This window comes from Mucilaginibacter sp. 3215, from assembly GCF_050433785.1.
In the GTDB taxonomy this organism is placed as follows: domain Bacteria; phylum Bacteroidota; class Bacteroidia; order Sphingobacteriales; family Sphingobacteriaceae; genus Mucilaginibacter.
Window position 1 is genome coordinate 380,824 of the sequence record NZ_JBNPWO010000004.1, and the last position, 18,778, is coordinate 399,601.

Consider the following 18,778-nt stretch of genomic DNA (forward strand, 5'->3'; position numbering starts at 1 on the left):
GAACTTGTTTCGAGATCCCATAGGATAAGTTGCCAGCATGATGCCAACCATGCTCGTGGGGTGCCGAAACAAGTTCGGCATGACAACATTTATTAAAAAATAAAAAGAATGAAAAAAGCAGTATTTGATCATCAAGCTAAATCAGCCGTTATCAGATACTGCTTTTTTGTTTTATTACTACTTGCATCAACCCAAAGCTTTGCACAAACACGCGGCAAGGTTGAAGTGATCAAAGACCCGCTGGTTGACAGCCTGATAGCTAAAAGATTTACGCTGAACAGTACAGCAGGTACCGATGCTGCCGGTTATTCATCCTACGGCTACCGCGTACAATTCTTCAGCGGCTCAAACCGCAAGGATGCCTACAATGCGCAAAACCGGTTGCAGCAGCAATATCCCGAACTGCGTACTTACATCAGCTATCGCGAGCCCAACTTTAAAGTGAAAGCAGGCGATTTCCGTACCCGGCTCGAAGCAGAAAAACTGGTACAAGAGCTGCGCTCGTTGTTTTCGAGCATATTCATCATTTCCGAAAAAATAAATCTCCCTAAAACGGATCCTAATAATGATTAAAGAGCAAATACAGGAATTATCCGCAAAAATATTCAATGAGGTTGTGGCTAACCGCCGCCACCTGCATGCCAACCCCGAGCTTTCGTTTCATGAACTGCAAACCTCGGTGTTTGTAGCCAACAAGCTTGAAGAGCTTGGCCTGGAATACCATAAAATGGCTGATACAGGTTTGGTAGCCCTTATTAAAGGCGAAAAACCGTCTGACGCCGGCAATGTGGTTGCATTGCGTGCCGATATGGATGCGCTTCCGATATTGGAAGCCAATGATGTTCCGTATAAATCGCAAAACCCGGGCGTGATGCATGCCTGCGGCCATGATGCGCATACCTCATCATTATTAGGTACAGCTAAAATATTAACCGAATTGAAAAGTCAGTTTGCGGGCACCGTTAAACTGATCTTTCAGCCGGCCGAAGAAAAACTTCCCGGCGGTGCAAGCCTCATGATTAAAGAAGGCGTTTTGGAAAACCCCAAACCGGCTGCCGTATTGGGCCAGCATGTAATGCCTTTGATTGATGCCGGTAAAGTTGGTTTCCGTGCAGGTAAATATATGGCCTCAACTGATGAACTTTATGTTACTGTTAAAGGTAAAGGCGGTCACGGTGCTCAGCCGCAGCAAAATATCGATCCGGTTATCATCACTGCACATATATTAACTGCGCTACAACAGGTGGTGAGCCGTTTTGCCGATCCTAAAAGTCCGTCGGTATTATCATTTGGTAAGGTTATAGCCAATGGGGCTACCAACGTGATCCCTAACGAGGTTTACCTGGAAGGTACTTTTCGCACCATGGATGAGAAATGGCGCGAGGAAGCTCACAAACGCATGAAAAAAATGGCCGAAGGCATTGCCGAAAGCATGGGAGGAAGCTGCGATTTTAATATCATGCGTGGTTATCCATTCCTAATTAACGAAGAAAAATTAACCCATGCCACCCGTAGCCATGCCGAAGCTTACCTAGGGAAAGAAAACGTGCTCGACCTGGATATCTGGATGGCTGCCGAAGATTTTGCTTATTACTCGCAGGCTGCCAGCAGCTGTTTCTATCGCCTTGGTACCCGTAACGAAGCCCGGGGAATAACTTCATCTGTGCACACACCTACTTTTGATGTGGAAGAAGATGCATTTAAAATAAGTACCGGTTTGATGGCTTATTTGGCGGTGAAACAACTCGGCAACTAAAAACCATGTCATTGCGAGGTACGAAGCAATCGCGAACTCTGCAGATCCGCTCTGTATTGCATGCGATTGCCGCGCTACGCTCGCAATGACATGCTGTAAAAAGCAATCAATGAAAAAATTACTCCTGATCCTTATCCTTACTACTGCCAGCCTGCTAACAAAAGCTCAGCAAATCAATCGCTTTAATCCGGATACTATCCGTACTATTGTTATCGATTCGTTGGTTGATATCCGCTCACATAAACTTAATGCGCAGGATTTTATTGATGCGGTATTGGCCGATACAGGCTTTTATAAGGCCTTCCGGAATATGAAAAGCTTTGGCTTTACTGCCGAAAACCGAATTTTTACTTACGACAGCAAGAACCGGGTAAACGGGCGGATCTATCGTAAAATACTCCACAGCAACGCAGCCGGTAAACATAAAATAGAATACGTTGCTAAAAAGGACAGCGGTGACGTTTACAAAAAAAATGGCAAGTACCAACTGTACACGGTTGAGATGTTCGATTTTATTTTCATGAACGCGTATAATTCCGATTTTACCAAGGGAGATGCCCTGCCGGGATCGGGAGGTAAAAATGAATCATACAAAAGCAAACTCAAAACGCTGATCTTTACGCCGGGCCGCAAAGTAAGTGGGATCCCTTTCATCAGCAGCAAAACGGAAATTTTTAGTGATGATATGCGCCAGTATTACTATTATGAATTTGCGCGTGGTAAATACCTCGACACCATTCCTGTTTACCGCTTTAAGGTGAGGTGCAAGCCGAGCACATCCGACAGCGATACCATGATCAAGGAAATGACCACCATTTTTGATGAGCGTACCTTTCAGATCCTTGGCCGCTATATCGATATGAAATTCAGCAACATGTTCTTTGATTTTAATGTGCAGATGAACATCGAGCTTAATAATTTCCAGGGCGAGCCGCTACCTACAAAAATTACCTACCAGGGTAATTGGAATATTCCTTTTCATAAGGAAGAGCGTGCGAGTTTCTTGATTGTACATAAGGATTATAAGAAAGAATAGAGACTCTTAACCACCTGAAGGGAGAATAAAAAAACAGTCCTTAACCAGCGCGCAACTGGAGCCAGGTGTAGCAGGCTTTTTTGTGCTTGCAGCCATAAACATGACACCTGCAACACAAAGAAATATGATAGCTTGTTTTTCATATTAGCAGGCTTTTGTATACTAATAGTTAACTTTTGGGAGATAACGACTGTTCACGATAAGTGGTTGTTTTGCAGTGAGTAATATATTGGTGGTTTAATTGCTTTTATACGCTGGGGTAACCAAAAAAATATATTTTTGATGGTTCGATGTTTATATTCTTCAACCGGTTAATGCCTTTTAATTTCATTAAATTATTTCTGTTGATCTTGTTTGCTTTTACTTTTCCAAAAGTTAAAGTGAAAACGGCTGTTTGTAATGGCAGTTATGGCGACCCGGTAGTAAAACTTGATTTCGGATCGGGAGTTAATACTATTGGAGGCCCTTTATCGTCGGACATTACGAGCATGACCTACGTTCCAGACTGCGCCAACGACGGTCAATATTCCATTGTAAGCAGCCAAACCGGCTGTCATGATACCTGGCATACGGTAAATCATGACCATACAGGCAACGCCGGCGGATACATGATGCTCGTAAACGCGTCATACGCGCCAAGCATTTTCTTTACCGAAACAAAAGATCTTAACCTTTGCGAAAATACAACCTATGAATTCTCGGCATATGTACTTAATTTGTTCAAGCTTTCATCAAGTAATGCAAATACCGTGCAGCCCGATTTATTGTTTACCATAAAAAAAACCGACGGAACAGTTTTAGCGGAGTATGATACAAACACCATACAACCTACCGCAAATCCGGAATGGGTTAAATATAGTGTGCCATTTTCAACAGGTGCAGGTGTTACAAAAATTGTATTGGAAATTAGAAATAATGGTCCGGGGGGCTATGGAAATGACTTATTGCTTGATGATATTGAATTTAGGGCTTGCGGGCCCACCATTAAGATAGGATTTACAACGGTTGACGACACCCAGCCAAAAAATACCTGTAAAGGCCAGGTTCAAAATTATAACCTTATCGCCGATCTGGATAACGGGTATAGCAATCCTAAGGTTCAATGGCAAAACAGCACAGACGGCGGTGTTACGTGGACAAATATACCCGGAGCGACCAATCTCAGCTATTCATTTCAATTTGGTTCAGATAAACCGGTGGGCATTTATCAGTATAGGATGGCTGCTGCCGAGGGGGATAATATTAATTCGTCAACTTGCCGTGTTTATTCGGATGTGCGGACTGTAACGGTTAACGATTACCTGGACAAACCTGTTATAACCGCTGCGCCGGTGTGCGAGGGGGATGCGCTTATGCTTACGGCAACGCCGGGGGCAATCAGGTATGAATGGACCGGGCCAGGCGTTACCGATAATAATAAAGCTCAAAATCCTCTGGTAATTGACAATGCCACTGTTGCTGCTAATGGCGATTATCAGGTTACTGTGTTCTCGGCTGGTGATTGTCCTACTTTATCAGATAAAGTTACAGTAATTGTTAACTTAAAACCCGTTATACCTGTTCTCACCCCAGCTCCAATTTGTAAGGGCGACCTAATCATTCTCAATGAAACTACGCCCAATGCCAAAAGCTATAGCTGGTCGCCGGTTACAGGATTGTCTGATCCAACTGCGGCAAACCCTACTGCCATGCCAACCGAAACAACCACTTATACAGTAACAGTAACAAGCAATGGGGATTGTACTGCAACCCAAACAGTAACTGTAACAGTTATGCCCACTCCCGAAGCAAGTATAAGTCCGCAGAAAAAGATTTTTGAAGGGCAATCGGTAGTACTGGATGCCGGGGCAAAATATGCAGATATGTACTTATGGAGCCCCGCGGATGGACTCGACGATCCTACCAAACTGAATCCTGTTGCCAGCCCTACCGATGATGTTACTTATACCCTGAAAGCCTCATCAGGTATTGGTTGCGGATATGTTAATGCCTCAGTTTTTGTGCGGGTTTATAAAAAGATCGTTATTCCATCAACGTTTTCGCCCAATGGAGATGGTTTAAATGATAACTGGGATATTGAGGCTTTATCAACCTATCCGCAATGTTCACTGAATGTTTTTAACCGAAACGGGCAAAAAGTATATGCCTCTACAGGTTATAATAAACCGTGGAGCGGCGCTTATAAAGGATATGCTTTACCACCCGGGACTTACTACTATGTGATTGATCTTAAAAGTGGGGCGCCGCTATTATCGGGCTGGGTGCTTATAGTGCGCTGATTATATAAAGCTAAAAGCAGAGTGCGCAAAGCCTAAAGCAAATAAATTGATTTGTGCCTGAAATCAATCCAACGGGTAACCTCAAACCAAAACCAAAATCAAAACTTAATGATCTTTTCTATCTGCTCGTTTACAAACTTTATGGTATCGGGCTTAAACAGGTGCCCTTCTTCATCAAATTCTTTGTGAATGGCGGCTATGTGCAGTTTAAGCGCCATAATGTTCAGGTGCAGGTAGTGACAAACGCCGGTAAAATGATCAACACCGCGGATATTGCCGTACTTGCCCGATGACAGGCCTACCAACGCCGCTTTTTTATCATAAAAGCTTTCGGGGAAACTACAGGCATCAATGAAAACTTTAAGTACACCCGGGAAGCTGCCGTTATATTCGGGGATAAGGAATATGAATTTATCCGTATTGGTAACTATTTGCTGGATAGGCTCAAATGCGGCGCTGCGTTTGTTGTAGAGGTCGGTTTCAATAACATTTGGAGGCAGTTGAGCAAGTGATAAGATGCCTGCTTCAACACCCTTTTCCTGCAGTTTTTGCTGGTAAACGTTAGCAAGTTTGAGCGTTGAGCTTCCTGGCCTGTTGGTTGACGATATTATGGTTATCATTTATTATTAGTAAATTTCTGACTGATCAAATTAGTAATATCGTTGTTGAATAATTTGTAATATTTTGTTAATGAATACTTTAGTAATAAATATGATTAAGTAATAATATTTATTAGTTGCCGCATTGATAGTTAACTAATTGATCAATATTGTTTGTAAATAGGCAAAAGCTGTGGAATTCTACATTATTTAATTCCGTATCTTTATCACCGGATAAAAACTTTACGAAAGTAGAAATTTCTGTTTCTATTTAACGTTGTTATAAATCACAGAACTATAAATTTTTTTAAACTATAGAATGAGTAAAATTATTGCTTTAGCCAACCAGAAAGGCGGCGTAGGGAAAACTACATCATCTATAAATCTGGCTGCAAGTTTAGCTGTATTAGATTATAAAACCTTGTTGGTTGACGCCGACCCGCAGGCTAATTCAACTTCGGGTATTGGTTTCGATCCTCGCAATATAAAAAACAGTATCTATGAATGTATCATCAATGAGGTTGATCCTCATGAGGCCATTCAGAAAACTGAAACTCCTAATCTTGATTTATTACCCGCACATATTGACCTGGTAGGTGCTGAAATTGAAATGATCAATTTAACCGGCCGCGAGTTTAAAATGAAACAGGTATTTGAAAAAGTGAGGGATGAATATGATTTTATTATTATCGATTGTTCGCCGTCATTAGGTTTGATCACCATTAACGCTTTAACCGCTGCCGATTCGGTAATTGTACCGGTACAGTGCGAGTATTTCGCATTGGAAGGTTTGGGCAAATTGTTAAATACCATTAAAATAGTTCAATCGCGCCTTAACCCGCAACTGGAGATTGAAGGGATCCTGTTAACCATGTACGATGTGCGTTTACGCCTGAGCAACCAGGTGGTTGACGAAGTTAGGACCCATTTTGAAGATATGGTTTTTGATACCATTATACAGCGTAATACCCGTTTAAGCGAGGCCCCGAGCTTTGGCGTATCGGTAATTATGCATGATGCTACCTGTAAGGGTGCAATAAATTATTTAAACCTTGCCCGCGAAATTCTGGAAAAAAACGGGTTGGTTAAGGGTGAACAGGCAACAGCTACAGCAACAGTATAGTAAATGAGTGGTGAAAAGAGAAATGCCCTGGGCAAGGGACTGAGTGCGCTATTAAACGACACGCCTAACGTACAACCATACCAAAACAGAAACAGGGAAACAGCAAGCCCGGCCGAGGTAAATGACCTTGGCTCGGTTAATGAAATAAAACTGGCCGAAATTGAGGTTAACCCGTTTCAGCCACGTGCCGATTTTGATGAGCAGGCACTGGCCGAGCTTTCAGAGTCGATCAAACTGCAGGGTTTAATTCAGCCGATAACGCTTAGGAAAATTGGGGCACATAAATATCAGCTGATATCAGGCGAGCGTCGTTTTCGGGCGTCAAAGCTGGCCGGCCTAACCCAGATCCCGGCTTATGTACGCACCGCCAATGATCAGCAAATGCTGGAAATGGCACTTATTGAAAACATTCAGCGCGAAAACCTGAATGCTATTGAGGTTGCCCTGAGTTTTCAGCGCATGATTGAGGAATGTAACCTGAAGCAGGAAGAACTGGGCGACAGGGTGAGCAAAAACCGCTCAACAGTAACCAACTACCTTCGCCTGTTAAGGTTGCCGCCGGTTATCCAGGCTTCTATTCGTGATGGCGAGCTTTCAATGGGGCATGCCAAAGCTATTTTAACGCTAACCGATCCTGCCAAACAATTATTTATACATCAGCATATTATAAAGGAAGGTTTATCCGTTCGTAAGGTTGAAGAACTGGTAAGAGAGATGCAAAAGTCGCCGGTAAAAAAGGAAGGCAAACAGCCCGAGCCGGTATCATATCAGTTGCAAAAGATCCAGGATGACCTGGCTTCAAAATTTAGTACAAGGGTAAAGCTAAAAGTTGGCAGCCGCGGAAGCGGTGTTATCGAGATCCCTTTCCTTTCGGAAGATGACCTTGGCCGCATCCTTGAAATGCTTGATTGGTAATTGTTAATTTAAAAAATGTATAAATTCCTGTTTTTTTTAGTTGTATCCGCTTTTTTTATTTCTGCTGCACAGGCTCAGGTAGTTGATAGTACGGGGAGTAAAAAAAGTGATACGCTGAAAGTAAAGCATCCTGTTAAAACCCCGTCGGGCTCATTTGCCCCAAAAATTGATCCCGCCAAAGAAAAGATCTATCATCCCGATAGTACCCATATTCCGCATAAAGCGGTAATACATTCTTTGATGATACCGGGCTGGGGACAGGTGTACAACCACAGATGGTGGAAAGTGCCGTTAATTTACGGAGGTTTAGGTTTGCTAACCTCGGCCATTATATATAACCAGCATTATTACAAGGAATATTTAACATTATCAAGATACCGCCAGGGTACTCCTCCTAATCCCGGCGACCCTTATTATACAGAATATAACCTTTATAAAGATGTGCCCGATGCCAACCTGAGCGATGCCCGTGAAAATTCAAGGCGTAACCGTGATTTGAGCATACTGGGCTTTTTAGCTGTATGGGGTATCCAGGCTATTGATGCTTATATCGATGCCAAGTTCATCCACTCATACACGGTGGATAATAATTTGTCGTTCAAAGTAGCTCCGGGTATAATTAATCAGCCGGTTTATGCGCAGGGCGCTAATAATGCTTATATTCCGGGTATAAAAGTTACCTTTACGTTTTAATAAGGAAAACCACTATACCTGAAATGAAGATAGCGTTACTTGGCTACGGAAAAATGGGCAAAATCATCGAAAAGATAGCCCTTAGCCGCAAGCATGAAATTGTACTTACCATTGATCATGAAACCCTTCATGACCTTACAACCGAAAACCTGCAAAAAGCAGATGTGGTAATTGAATTTACTACCCCGGCATCCGTATTATCAAATATCGAGCATTGCTTTAATGCCAATGTGCCTGTTGTTATTGGTACTACAGGCTGGTACGAGAAATTACCGGAAGTAAAACAGCAATGTATTGAGGGGAATAAATCATTATTGTGGGCTTCAAACTTTAGCGTTGGCGTTAACGTGTTTTTTTACGTGAATAAGCTGTTGGCTAAAGTCATGAACAAGTACCCTTATTACGAAGTACAGGTTGAAGAGATCCACCATACCCAAAAAATGGATTCGCCAAGCGGTACGGCAATAACCATCGCCGAAGGCATCATTAACAACACCGATACCAAAAATGAGTGGATTAATGTGTTAACTACCGACGACAGCGATGACGATGCGAATGTTGCTCCTAACCAATTGCTTATAGAATCATTAAGGATTGACAGTGTACCGGGCACACACACTGTTATTTATGATTCGGAAGTGGATAGCATCGAATTTAAGCATACCGCCCATAACCGCAATGGGTTTGCTTTGGGAGCTGTACTGGCTGCCGAGTGGCTGCACGATAAAAAGGGTTTTTACTCTGTTGAAGCCATGTTTGATTTTAACAGCTAATAGCTTTTTAATATAAATGGCAATAGCGGGCTATATAGGGTTTTATATCATTACAGGCCCGCTATTGATTTTAATACTGGCCGGATACTGGAAACTTTTTGAAAAAGCCGGTCGCCGGGGGTGGGAAGCACTGATCCCGGTTTACCATCTTTACATTATGCTTAAGTTGAGCCAACGGCCGTTGTGGCTCCTTTTGTTGCTTTTAATACCGGGCGTAAACTTTATTATAAGCATCGGCATCCTCGTTGATTTTATTAAATCGTTTGGAAAGGTGGGCATAGGGCAAATCACCATGTCGGTGCTGTTGCCATTTATTTTTATCCCCAAATGGGGTTTTGATAAAAACACCCGGTATGTTGGCCCGTCGGCAAGTGACGATTTCAGGGAAAAATACCGTGACCTTGATAAATCCCCCCTAAGGGAATGGACGGAAGCCATCCTTTTCGCTATAATAGCGGCAACAGTTATTCGCGGGCTTTTCCTCGAGGCTTTTACCATCCCTTCGTCATCTATGGAGAGCTCACTAATGGTAGGCGATTTTTTATTTGTGAGCAAGATCAATTATGGTGCCCGCCTGCCCATGACCCCCATAGCATTTCCCTTTGCACATCATACTATGCCGCTCTCCGGTACTAAAGCCTATTGGGATGGTATTAAGCTGCCCTACTATCGGCTGCCGGGTTTCAGCGAAGTGAAAAAGGGTGATGCAGTAGTGTTTAACTATCCAATGGATGCCGATTCACCGTTTTACCGCCCTGTTGATAAGCAGGAAAATTATATCAAACGGTGCCAGGGTGCGCCCGGCGATACCATAAAGCTGGAGTACGGTCAGGTATACGTAAATAACCGTTTGATAGCCACCCCACTCAACGGAGAAATGGAATACCGGGTACGTACAAATGGCTCGGGAGGCGGGTTTGGCCCGCATACGCGATACAACCTTCATCTGTCGGATATTCAACAGTTTACCTCGGTTGATTTTACAGCGAATATGACTGCAGAATCAGCCGAGAAGCTAAAAACATATCCCTATATCGAGGCGGTGAAGCCTGATGTTAAGTTAAGAGGGGTGTATGATCATGAGGTTTTTCCGCATGATCCGCGCTTTAGGTGGAACGAGGATAACCTGGGGCCAATTATTATTCCGCGAAGAGGCTGGACGGTAAAGCTGGATAGCATGACCATGCCTTTTTATCGCCGGGCCATTGAGGTGTATGAAAATAACAGGGTGCAGGTTAAAGGCAATGAGATATCGATAAATGGCATCAAGGCCGATAGTTATACCTTTAAAATGGATTATTATTGGATGATGGGCGATAACCGCCACAACTCCGAAGATTCGCGTTTTTGGGGCTTTGTGCCCGAAGACCATATTGTAGGTAAAGCCGTATTGGTATGGATGAGCTGGGATGCCAATTCGCCTTCATTTTGTAAAATAAGATGGGACAGGGTATTTAGGAGGATTAATTAGAGAGATATGCAGATGTGCAGATTTTAGATGTGCAGATGAATTGGAAGATATGCAGATGCCGGATGTGCAGAGATTAAATAATTATCAATTTGTGCCCTAATAATAGGAATCTATAATTAATATGAGAGAGCGTAACATATAACGTGTAACATATATCTTATACATAAATATAAACATTAAAAATCTGCACATTTGCACATCTGTAATTTGCACATTCGATACACCATATGAACTGGAAATTCTGGAAGAAGAAAGACTCAACTAAAGTAAAAAAGAAAAAAAGCGCGCTTCGTGAATGGGGCGATGCTATCATATTTGCAGTAATAGCAGCTACCCTCATCCGTACGCTGTTTATCGAGGCCTACGTTATCCCCAGCGGCTCGATGGAAAACTCACTTTTAATTGGCGACTACCTGTTTGTAAGCAAGGTTAACTATGGCGCAAGGATGCCTATAACGCCTGTTTCGTTTCCGTTTATGCACCATACTACTCCCTGGGGGACTCAGGCCTATTGGGGAGGGGTAAAATTGCCTTATTATCGCTTGCCGGGTTTAAGTGATATAAAAAAGCAGGACATCGTGGTTTTTAACGCGCCGATAGAGGCCGATTCCCCTTATTTCAGGCCGGTGGATAAACGCGAAAACATTATCAAACGCTGCCAGGGTACCCCCGGAGACACCTTAAGTGTTGTTAATGCACAGGTGTATATTAATGGTAAGGCAGCGCCAAACCCCGAAAGAGGAAAGGAAGGTTATTTTGTTGAAACCAATGGGCAGGAATTTAACCCGGCTATTTTGAACGAACTTAAGATAGATATCAGGGGCAATACCGGCAACCGTTATGAAATGATGATGGGGAAAGAATCGGCAGCTACTTTGAAAACTTATTCAAATGTAAAATCAATTGTGCCTGCGGTAACGCTTAAGGGTACCAGTGACCCGCTGAATCCGGTTTACCCTGCCAAGTACCCGCGTTATAAGATCACACCTAATTTTCCTGACTTTAAATGGAATGTAGATAATTATGGCCCAATCATTATCCCAAAAAAAGGGTGGACAGTTAAACTGGATAGCCTGACTTTCCCGGTTTACGGCCGTGCTATTGAGATTTATGAAAATAATAAAGTAAATGTTGTGGGTAAGGATATCATGATTAACGGAAAAAAAGCCGATACTTATACCTTTAAGCTTAACTACTATTTTATGATGGGGGATAATCGTCATAATTCGGAAGACTCGCGCTTTTGGGGTTTTGTTCCGGAAGATCACGTAGTAGGCAAAGCTTTATTTACCTGGATGAGTATTGACAGTACAGCCAGCTTCTTTGATAAAATAAGGTGGAACCGGTTGTTCAGAGGCATACATTAATTGAAAATATAAAAACACCAAAGTGGACGGAATAGGATTAATAATAGTATTTGTTCTTTTTATAGTACTGCCATTTGCAGGTTTATGGAAACTGTTTGAAAAGGCAGGGCGGCCAGGCTGGGAAGGCATTGTGCCACTCTACAACTTTTTCATCATGATTAAGTTAACCGGTAGGCCGGCGTGGTGGTTTATTATGCTGCTAATACCAGGCTTAAACTTTTTGATAGCGCTGGGCTTGATTGTTGATTTTTTAAAATCGTACGGAAAGTTCACTTTTGTTGAACATGTGCAGGGTGTGATCCTTCCGTTTATATATTTCCCTAAATGGGGCGGTGATAAGGATACCAAATATTTGGGCCAATCGGCCAGCCCCGAGTTCAGGACTAAGTATAAGATTGCCCTAAAGAAAACCCAGGCACGTGAGTGGGCTGATGCCATCATTTTTGCGGTAATTGCTGCTACACTCATCCGTACGCTATTTATCGAGGCTTATGTGATCCCCAGTGCTTCCATGGAAAGCTCGTTGCTTATTGGCGATTACCTGTTTGTAAGCAAAGTGAACTATGGAGCACGTTTACCCATGACGCCAGTTGCATTTCCTTTCGCACACCATACCATGCCGCTTATCAATACCAAAGCCTATTGGGACGGTTTGGAATTACCATACTACCGCCTGCCGGGTTTAAGTGATATTAAAAAAGGTGATGTGGTAGTGTTCAATTATCCTATGGATGCCGACTCGCCTTATTTCAGACCGGTTGATAAACGCGAAAACTATATCAAACGCTGTCAGGGTACCCCGGGCGATACGCTGAGCGTAGTTAAGGCCCAGGTATTTATAAATGGGAAAGCTGCTGTTACCCCACCAAAAGGCGAGATTACTTATGATGTTAAAACAGATGGGAATGAGCTTAACCCGCAGATAGCAACAGATTTGCATTTGTCGGATATTTCATCGGTAAATAACACTGAGTTTATTACCAATACTACCGAGGAATCGGCAAAGGCACTGAGGGGATATTCAAACATCAGGTCAGTTACTCCGCGGTTAACTCCGCCGGGGGCGTCCGATCCGATGAACCCGGTTTATCCTGCCATTTTCTCCAACTACAAAATAGGAGCTAACACTCCCGACTATAAATGGAATGTAGACAACTTCGGGCCTGTCATTGTACCTAAAAAGGGCTGGACAGTAAAGCTGGATAGTTTAACCTTCCCAATCTACGGTCGTGCGATAGCCGTATATGAAGGCAACAAGGTTGAAGTGAGCGGTAAAGACATCCTGATCAATGGCAAAAAAGCTAATAGCTATACCTTTAAACTCAACTACTATTTTATGATGGGCGATAACCGTCATAACTCAGAAGATTCACGTTTCTGGGGCTTTGTTCCTGAAGATCATATTGTGGGTAAAGCACTGTTCATTTGGATGAGTGTTGACGACAATGCATCGTTCATCCACAAGATCCGCTGGAGCAGGCTGTTTAATCTGATCCATTAGCCCCCTAACCCCCTGAAGGGGGAATTAAAGTGAAAAGCCTGTTTTGAGGAGCAAAACAGGCTTTTCACTTTAATAAAATCACTGCCGCGGGCTTTCAACTTGTGGTTTACCATAGTTTCAGTTTTCAGCTGAATTTCCGTAAGCTGGAAGCTTACATTATGCTGACCACGGGTTACGCTGCGCTAAACCCGCGGCAGCGGGCTAATATTGAACCTCTCCGCCAGTTTATTCAAATCTTCTACAACCGCATCAACCAAAGGAATGCCGTTTGCCATCCTGCGCGCTTCTGCTTCAAGTTCCGGCTCACCAGGGATAATGACCTTTTGTGATGGATCAACTGTGCTTGAAGATTTAAACCGCTCCACCCAGTTATCTAAATGATCTTTAAACTCATCAACAGGACGGAAGCCATCCACGCGCATAGCACCTAAAAAATGCCCTATACCCGCGCCAACGGGATCATTCGGCGGATCAAGAAAGGCCACGAACGGCGGTACCCAAGGACCGTAATTGGCACCTGATAGTACCGCGCATAATATATCAACCGTAGCGCTCAGCCCGAAACCTTTATGACTGCCATGGTCCCGGTCGCTGCCGAGAGGCAGGAGGGAACCGCCGGTCTTTAGCGCATGCGGATCGGTAGTATAGTTGCCTTCTTTATCCTGGATCCAGCCTTCGGGAACCTGCTTGCCTAAGCGCTGAGCTATTTCCAGTTTTCCATTGGCTGCTGCTGAAGTTGCCATATCAACAATTACCGGGGGATATTTTCCTGCCGGAAAAGCATAACACATTGGGTTGGTACCTAAAAGCCGTTCATTAGAAAAGGTAGGAGCAACCAGTGGACTGGCATTGGTCATGGCAAAGCCGATCATATTTTTCTCCACAGCCATTAACGCATGATAACCAGCAATACCAAAATGGTTGGAGTTACGTACCGATACCCAACCCGATCCGTATAGCTCAGCTTTTTTAATGGCTACCTCCATGGCAAACGGAGCTACTACTAAACCAAGGCCTGCATCGCCATCTACCGTGGCTGTTGTTGGCGTTTCATGCACTATCCGGATGTTGGGCGTAGGATTAATGCGTTTCTTCTCCCACAGGCGTACATAACCGCTCAGGCGGGCTACGCCATGCGAGTCGATACCACGGAGATCTGATTTAAGCAACACGTCGGCTGCTAAAACCGCATGTTCATGGCTGCAGCCAATAGCTTTGAATATATTTTCGGTAAATGCGCGTAGAGTGGATGGCGATATCAGCATACGGCAAAGATAACCGTTGATTTTTAAAATGATTACGTTGATTTCGCTGATAAGGTACCTTGATATACTTGATTTGAGGTTTGCCTGATATCGGTTTCCTAATGGTAATATCTGATGTTAAATTTGCGTTAGGGATAGAAGCGGATACCGGCCAAGTGGTTAAGGCCCTGTGTAGTATGAGCGGATAGCCCGGGCCGAAGGTAATGCCATAAATTAGTAAAAAAACCTTTTGAGTTAGGCACAAGTGAGCCATATCCCACAGGCAGCCACACAACACTTGCGCCAAAAGAGAGAGATAAGACGGACTTCTGCTAATCTCCAATCACCAACCTCTAATCTCTACCCTCAAGCCATCGCAAACTCGGGCTTTACTTCGCTCAGGTGTTTGTTGTACCAGTTGGTACTGTTATAGCGGGCGTTTATTTCGTAGATTTCGGGTTTTAGTTTCAGCAGGTTAAGGATATCCTGGCATGAAAAACGGTTGCAAACCGGGTACAGCTCTTTAAATACGCGCTCGATAAAATAAAAATCTTCGGGGTGGTCGAGTGCAAAACGGTGCGACATGGAATAATCCAGGCCGGTTTCCCAGGTTACGTTGCCGATGTTAAAAATAAGCGGATTTTCATAGATGTAGGGCGAGGTATGCTCCAGATCATGAGGGCGGCCGGCATTTTCCCAGGCTTGTTTGAGGCAGGCCATGGTCATTACCTCTACATCGTTGCCATCGGGATAGGTGGCCGGGTACAGGTTGCTTACATAATCAAACTTTTGCCTGTTGCTGAAAAAATATTCAAGCACGTTATCAATGATCCGCGGATCGATCAGCGGGCAGTCGGAAGGGATTTTTACCACTACATCGGCATTGAAAAATTTGGCCGCCTGGTAGTGCCTGTCTAACAAATTGCCAAGGCTGCCGCGATAGCAGGGAACGTTAAGGTTTTCGGCCTCTCTTGCTATAACATCGTCTTCAATACCTTCCGAGGTGGCAATGACAATGCTGGCCTGGTGCTGGATCATATCCAACCGTTCAACCATGCGCGCTAACAAACTTTTACCCAATATAGGCAGCATTACTTTGCCATATAAACGACTTGATGCCATGCGGGCCGGCACAATGATCACTACACGCTCATCCATCTTTTCCGGAAATTTGAGGTTTATCAAAAAAACATTAACAGGTTAAATGTATAATGACAAGGTTTAAATATGGCGAAGTTTATATTATGAAATTGTTAACCTGTAGGTTGATCGGCAAAAAATAAAACCCGGCACAATGGCCGGGCCTTACAACACAGGTATAGGTTATTTAATAATAGTAAACGTTGGTTTGAATGTCTGCACTTAGTTTTTTATCGTCGGTTGCTGCTTTAATACCTTGCAGCCACACGGTATATACAGAACCAGCCCGAAGATTAACATTAGTAAGGCTGGCTAATACCGTAGTGGTGCCTTTTTGGCGAATGTTAAGCGTGTAGGTAACATTTCCTTTAATAGTCGCAAAATCAGATACTTGTTTGTAAGCTTTGTTTGATGCCAGAACCGAATCCTTTGAAGTAACCAGGTCAACCGTACCGGCATCGGCGCTGAGGTTTGCCAAACGGATACTGGCCATCCCGGCGGCCGGCTGAACGATAGAATCGGCAACAAAAATTACATCGCGTTTACCTGCTGCGTTGGCAAGGTATACCGAGTAAAGTTTTTTAGCTACGAGGGTGATGGTATCGTCTGCAACTTTTTGCTTTGTGCCCGAAACATAAAAGGTTGCTGTTCTTTTACCTGGGTAGGCATTAATATAATCTATACCATGACCGTAACGAATTGGAAAATTGTTCGCCCTGTTGGGCTCAAGATAAAAATCAACGGGATCAGAATCGGGCGAGGCATTGATGACCGAAACAAGTGCCACCGGCGGCTGAACGTAGTTGTTGTGATCTTTTAAACACGAGCTGAGTGTTGCCAGCAAACACACCATCCCGATAATGCCTGCCCGCCTTGTTAATTTTTGCTGAACTGTTTTCATAAAATAAAATATTGGTAGTAAACTGATATTTTAACTTTACGTAACCAGCAGGCATTACGCTACTTTGGATTAAAAATTTTAACCCCGGTGTGATTAGCATAAATACGTTTGTGTTTTAGTATAATGTTTTACATAAAAGCTAAAAGCACAATGCATAAGGCTTAAAGCGTATCAATAATTATGTAACTACTGAATATTTGTTATAAAGTGGATTATTAAGTATAATTTTATCTATAGCGCTTACTTTTCCAGTTGTTTATCAATCAGGTGCTGTAGTTCATCCTTGAATTTGTCATCAAGCTTGATGTTTTCGGCAACAGGTTGATGGAACATGTTTTTGATCATGCGATTAATGGCGGTACTTTGTTGCTGAAATATCCTGCAAACGCGGCACCCTGCCAGGTGGATCTTTAATTCCAGTTTTTCGCGCAGGGTGATCTCTCCTATATGCTGCTTCTCGATCAGGTAAGTAGCCTTTTTGCAATTGTAGGCTATTTTGGTTAATTCGTCCATATTCTATAGTTTAAATCCAATTTTTTTGAAGGCACTCTCTCAGGCTTAATTTGGCGCGGTGAATAATTACCCAAAAGTGGGAAGGTGATATTCTAAGGTGGTTGCAGATGGTATCGGCGGGCTCATCATCGAGGTGTTTCATCGTAAAAACCGAGAGCCAGAGCGATGGCATTTTTTTTAAACATCGTTGCAGTATCAGCTCAAATTCTTTGCTTTCAAGGTGGTTGGTTTGCTCAATACCAAATTCTGCGGGGCGGTGATCCGGTTTTCAGTTATGGGCATCAGGTTCAAAAAAGTCGTCTGTTTCATATTCGGCGAATGTTACCGCAGGTTCTTTAATAAAAGCGGATGCTTTTTTGCGGTAAATATCAACAATCTTGTTTTTCAGTATGGCAGCAAGCCATGTGCGTTCGGTGCTTTTACCCTCAAATTTTTTTAAACGTTCGAGCGCAGCTAAAAAGATTTCCTGTACAAGATTGCGGGCTAACTCGCCGTCGTTAACGCGGGCAAGGGCATAGCTGTAAAGATAGTCGGCATGTCGTGCTACCCAAACACGGGGGGCGGTGCTGTTATCATGGTTAAGATTGGTGCTGTTTTGGGTTTGCATAACTCAATTTGGTGGTAATGGTTTGTGTAAAAGTTTATAGCCCATGTTAAATTGATGTTTTGATTTGTGCATTAGTCGGGTAGGGGAGGGAATCCTTACGAGGTTTTTTATTTTTTCCGGACCGAAAATTTGGCGGCTATTGGAGTTATTGTTGAAAGGTAACAATGGACTATGCGCGTTCTCCCGGGTTGCAAATAAGGATAGCCGATCTACAATAAAAAGAGTTATATGACGTGTTTTTACGTAGGGTATTTAATACGCAGTTTAGGGCAGCGCTATCTATAATAAATTCAGACAATTAAATGACTGAATAACTTTCACCTGCCTGTAAGGTTCTTCGTATATCTACGACAAAGAGGGTATGAAAAAGATAAATTTGTTTATTATACCATTGATATTATTGGCCCTTAACGCGTGCAGTCAAAGCACTCCGCATGGCGATAGAACTGTTGACACCAAAACCTATCCCCAGGCCAAACCCGCCAGTTACTGGAAACAGGTATTAACGCCGGAAGCCTATGAAATATTGGTGAATAAAGGAACGGAGCAGCCTTACCACAATCCTTACTGGAATAACCATGAAAAAGGGATATACGTAAGCGCTGCTACCGGGAAACCATTATTTAGTTCGGATGCCAAGTTTGAATCTGGTACAGGCTGGCCCAGTTTTTTTAAACCAATTGATCCAAAAGCGATCAAAATTGTAAAGGATACATCATATGGGATGGTGCGCGAAGAGGTAGTTGAAGCCAGCACCGGTTTGCACCTCGGCCATGTTTTTGATGATGGGCCTGCACCTACGGGCAAGCGCTATTGCATGGACTCATATGCTTTTAAGTTTATTCCGGCTAAATAATTAA

Annotated in this window: 18 protein-coding genes; 12 read left to right on the forward strand and 6 right to left on the reverse strand. The window is 43.3% G+C overall.

The genetic code is table 11. The features are described 5' to 3' along the window. Nucleotides 1-108 precede the first annotated feature (108 nt). The 4 genes from ABIC84_RS10255 (at nt 109) to ABIC84_RS10270 (ending at nt 5,071) form a co-directional block, all read left to right on the forward strand. Nucleotides 109-573: an SPOR domain-containing protein gene (locus ABIC84_RS10255; protein ID WP_429263517.1), complete on the forward strand. Its 465-nt coding sequence runs from the start codon at nt 109-111 to the stop codon at nt 571-573. Beyond that, complete coding sequence (locus tag ABIC84_RS10260) at nt 566-1,756, forward strand: M20 metallopeptidase family protein (protein WP_429263518.1); 1,191 nt, start codon at nt 566-568, stop codon at nt 1,754-1,756. Before ABIC84_RS10255 ends, ABIC84_RS10260 begins: the two co-directional genes overlap by 8 nt. A gap of 109 nt (nt 1,757-1,865) precedes the next feature. After that, on the forward strand, nt 1,866-2,792 hold the full coding sequence (locus ABIC84_RS10265; RefSeq protein ID WP_429263519.1) for a hypothetical protein: 927 nt from the start codon (nt 1,866-1,868) through the stop codon (nt 2,790-2,792). Between the two features lie 380 nt (nt 2,793-3,172). Continuing rightward, nucleotides 3,173-5,071 carry a gliding motility-associated C-terminal domain-containing protein gene (locus ABIC84_RS10270; RefSeq protein WP_429263520.1) on the forward strand — a complete coding sequence of 633 codons (1,899 nt, stop codon included), beginning with the start codon at nt 3,173-3,175 and terminating at the stop codon, nt 5,069-5,071. Nucleotides 5,072-5,169: 98 nt separating this feature from the next. Here the strand turns inward: ABIC84_RS10270 and ABIC84_RS10275 are convergent, their stop codons facing one another. After that, the gene (locus tag ABIC84_RS10275; RefSeq protein ID WP_090529446.1) at nt 5,170-5,691 is read right to left on the reverse strand and encodes an NADPH-dependent FMN reductase; all 522 of its coding nucleotides are present in this window, start codon (nt 5,689-5,691) and stop codon (nt 5,170-5,172) included. 298 nt (nt 5,692-5,989) lie between these two features. Between ABIC84_RS10275 and ABIC84_RS10280 the strand changes: the two genes are divergently transcribed. The 7 genes from ABIC84_RS10280 (at nt 5,990) to lepB (ABIC84_RS10310) (ending at nt 13,513) form a co-directional block, all read left to right on the forward strand. Continuing rightward, complete coding sequence (locus ABIC84_RS10280; protein WP_090529444.1) at nt 5,990-6,793, forward strand: ParA family protein; 804 nt, start codon at nt 5,990-5,992, stop codon at nt 6,791-6,793. A 3-nt stretch (nt 6,794-6,796) separates the two neighbouring features. After that, entirely contained in the window at nt 6,797-7,708 is a 912-nt protein-coding gene (locus tag ABIC84_RS10285; RefSeq protein ID WP_429263521.1) for a ParB/RepB/Spo0J family partition protein, read from the forward strand. A 15-nt stretch (nt 7,709-7,723) separates the two neighbouring features. Beyond that, the gene (locus tag ABIC84_RS10290) at nt 7,724-8,401 is read left to right on the forward strand and encodes a DUF5683 domain-containing protein (protein WP_176627890.1); all 678 of its coding nucleotides are present in this window, start codon (nt 7,724-7,726) and stop codon (nt 8,399-8,401) included. Between the two features lie 23 nt (nt 8,402-8,424). Further along, nucleotides 8,425-9,174 carry a 4-hydroxy-tetrahydrodipicolinate reductase gene (gene dapB / locus ABIC84_RS10295; RefSeq protein ID WP_091165245.1) on the forward strand — a complete coding sequence of 250 codons (750 nt, stop codon included), beginning with the start codon at nt 8,425-8,427 and terminating at the stop codon, nt 9,172-9,174. A 16-nt stretch (nt 9,175-9,190) separates the two neighbouring features. Then, complete coding sequence (gene lepB / locus ABIC84_RS10300) at nt 9,191-10,645, forward strand: signal peptidase I (protein ID WP_429263522.1); 1,455 nt, start codon at nt 9,191-9,193, stop codon at nt 10,643-10,645. Nucleotides 10,646-10,872: 227 nt separating this feature from the next. After that, on the forward strand, nt 10,873-12,012 hold the full coding sequence (lepB, locus tag ABIC84_RS10305; protein ID WP_429263523.1) for a signal peptidase I: 1,140 nt from the start codon (nt 10,873-10,875) through the stop codon (nt 12,010-12,012). Between the two features lie 22 nt (nt 12,013-12,034). Further along, complete coding sequence (gene lepB / locus ABIC84_RS10310) at nt 12,035-13,513, forward strand: signal peptidase I (RefSeq protein WP_429263524.1); 1,479 nt, start codon at nt 12,035-12,037, stop codon at nt 13,511-13,513. A 182-nt stretch (nt 13,514-13,695) separates the two neighbouring features. On the opposite strand, the gene ABIC84_RS10315 is transcribed toward lepB (ABIC84_RS10310), so the two are convergent. The 5 genes from ABIC84_RS10315 to ABIC84_RS10335 form a co-directional block, all read right to left on the reverse strand. Further along, the gene (locus ABIC84_RS10315) at nt 13,696-14,778 is read right to left on the reverse strand and encodes an Ldh family oxidoreductase (RefSeq protein ID WP_429263525.1); all 1,083 of its coding nucleotides are present in this window, start codon (nt 14,776-14,778) and stop codon (nt 13,696-13,698) included. A gap of 345 nt (nt 14,779-15,123) precedes the next feature. Next, the gene (locus ABIC84_RS10320) at nt 15,124-15,942 is read right to left on the reverse strand and encodes a cytidylyltransferase domain-containing protein (RefSeq protein ID WP_426584733.1); all 819 of its coding nucleotides are present in this window, start codon (nt 15,940-15,942) and stop codon (nt 15,124-15,126) included. Between the two features lie 142 nt (nt 15,943-16,084). Then, nucleotides 16,085-16,798, reverse strand: a complete 714-nt coding sequence (locus tag ABIC84_RS10325) for a DUF4397 domain-containing protein (protein ID WP_426584735.1) — start codon at nt 16,796-16,798, stop codon at nt 16,085-16,087. A 240-nt stretch (nt 16,799-17,038) separates the two neighbouring features. Then, on the reverse strand, nt 17,039-17,311 hold the full coding sequence (locus tag ABIC84_RS10330; RefSeq protein WP_426584737.1) for a hypothetical protein: 273 nt from the start codon (nt 17,309-17,311) through the stop codon (nt 17,039-17,041). A 268-nt stretch (nt 17,312-17,579) separates the two neighbouring features. Continuing rightward, nucleotides 17,580-17,918, reverse strand: a complete 339-nt coding sequence (locus tag ABIC84_RS10335; RefSeq protein ID WP_429263526.1) for a sigma factor — start codon at nt 17,916-17,918, stop codon at nt 17,580-17,582. Between the two features lie 361 nt (nt 17,919-18,279). Here ABIC84_RS10335 and msrB point away from each other — a divergent pair, with 361 nt between their 5' ends. Then, nucleotides 18,280-18,774 (forward strand): peptide-methionine (R)-S-oxide reductase MsrB, encoded by a 495-nt coding sequence (msrB, locus tag ABIC84_RS10340; protein ID WP_373612591.1) that lies wholly within the window; start codon nt 18,280-18,282, stop codon nt 18,772-18,774. Nucleotides 18,775-18,778: the final 4 nt, after the last annotated feature.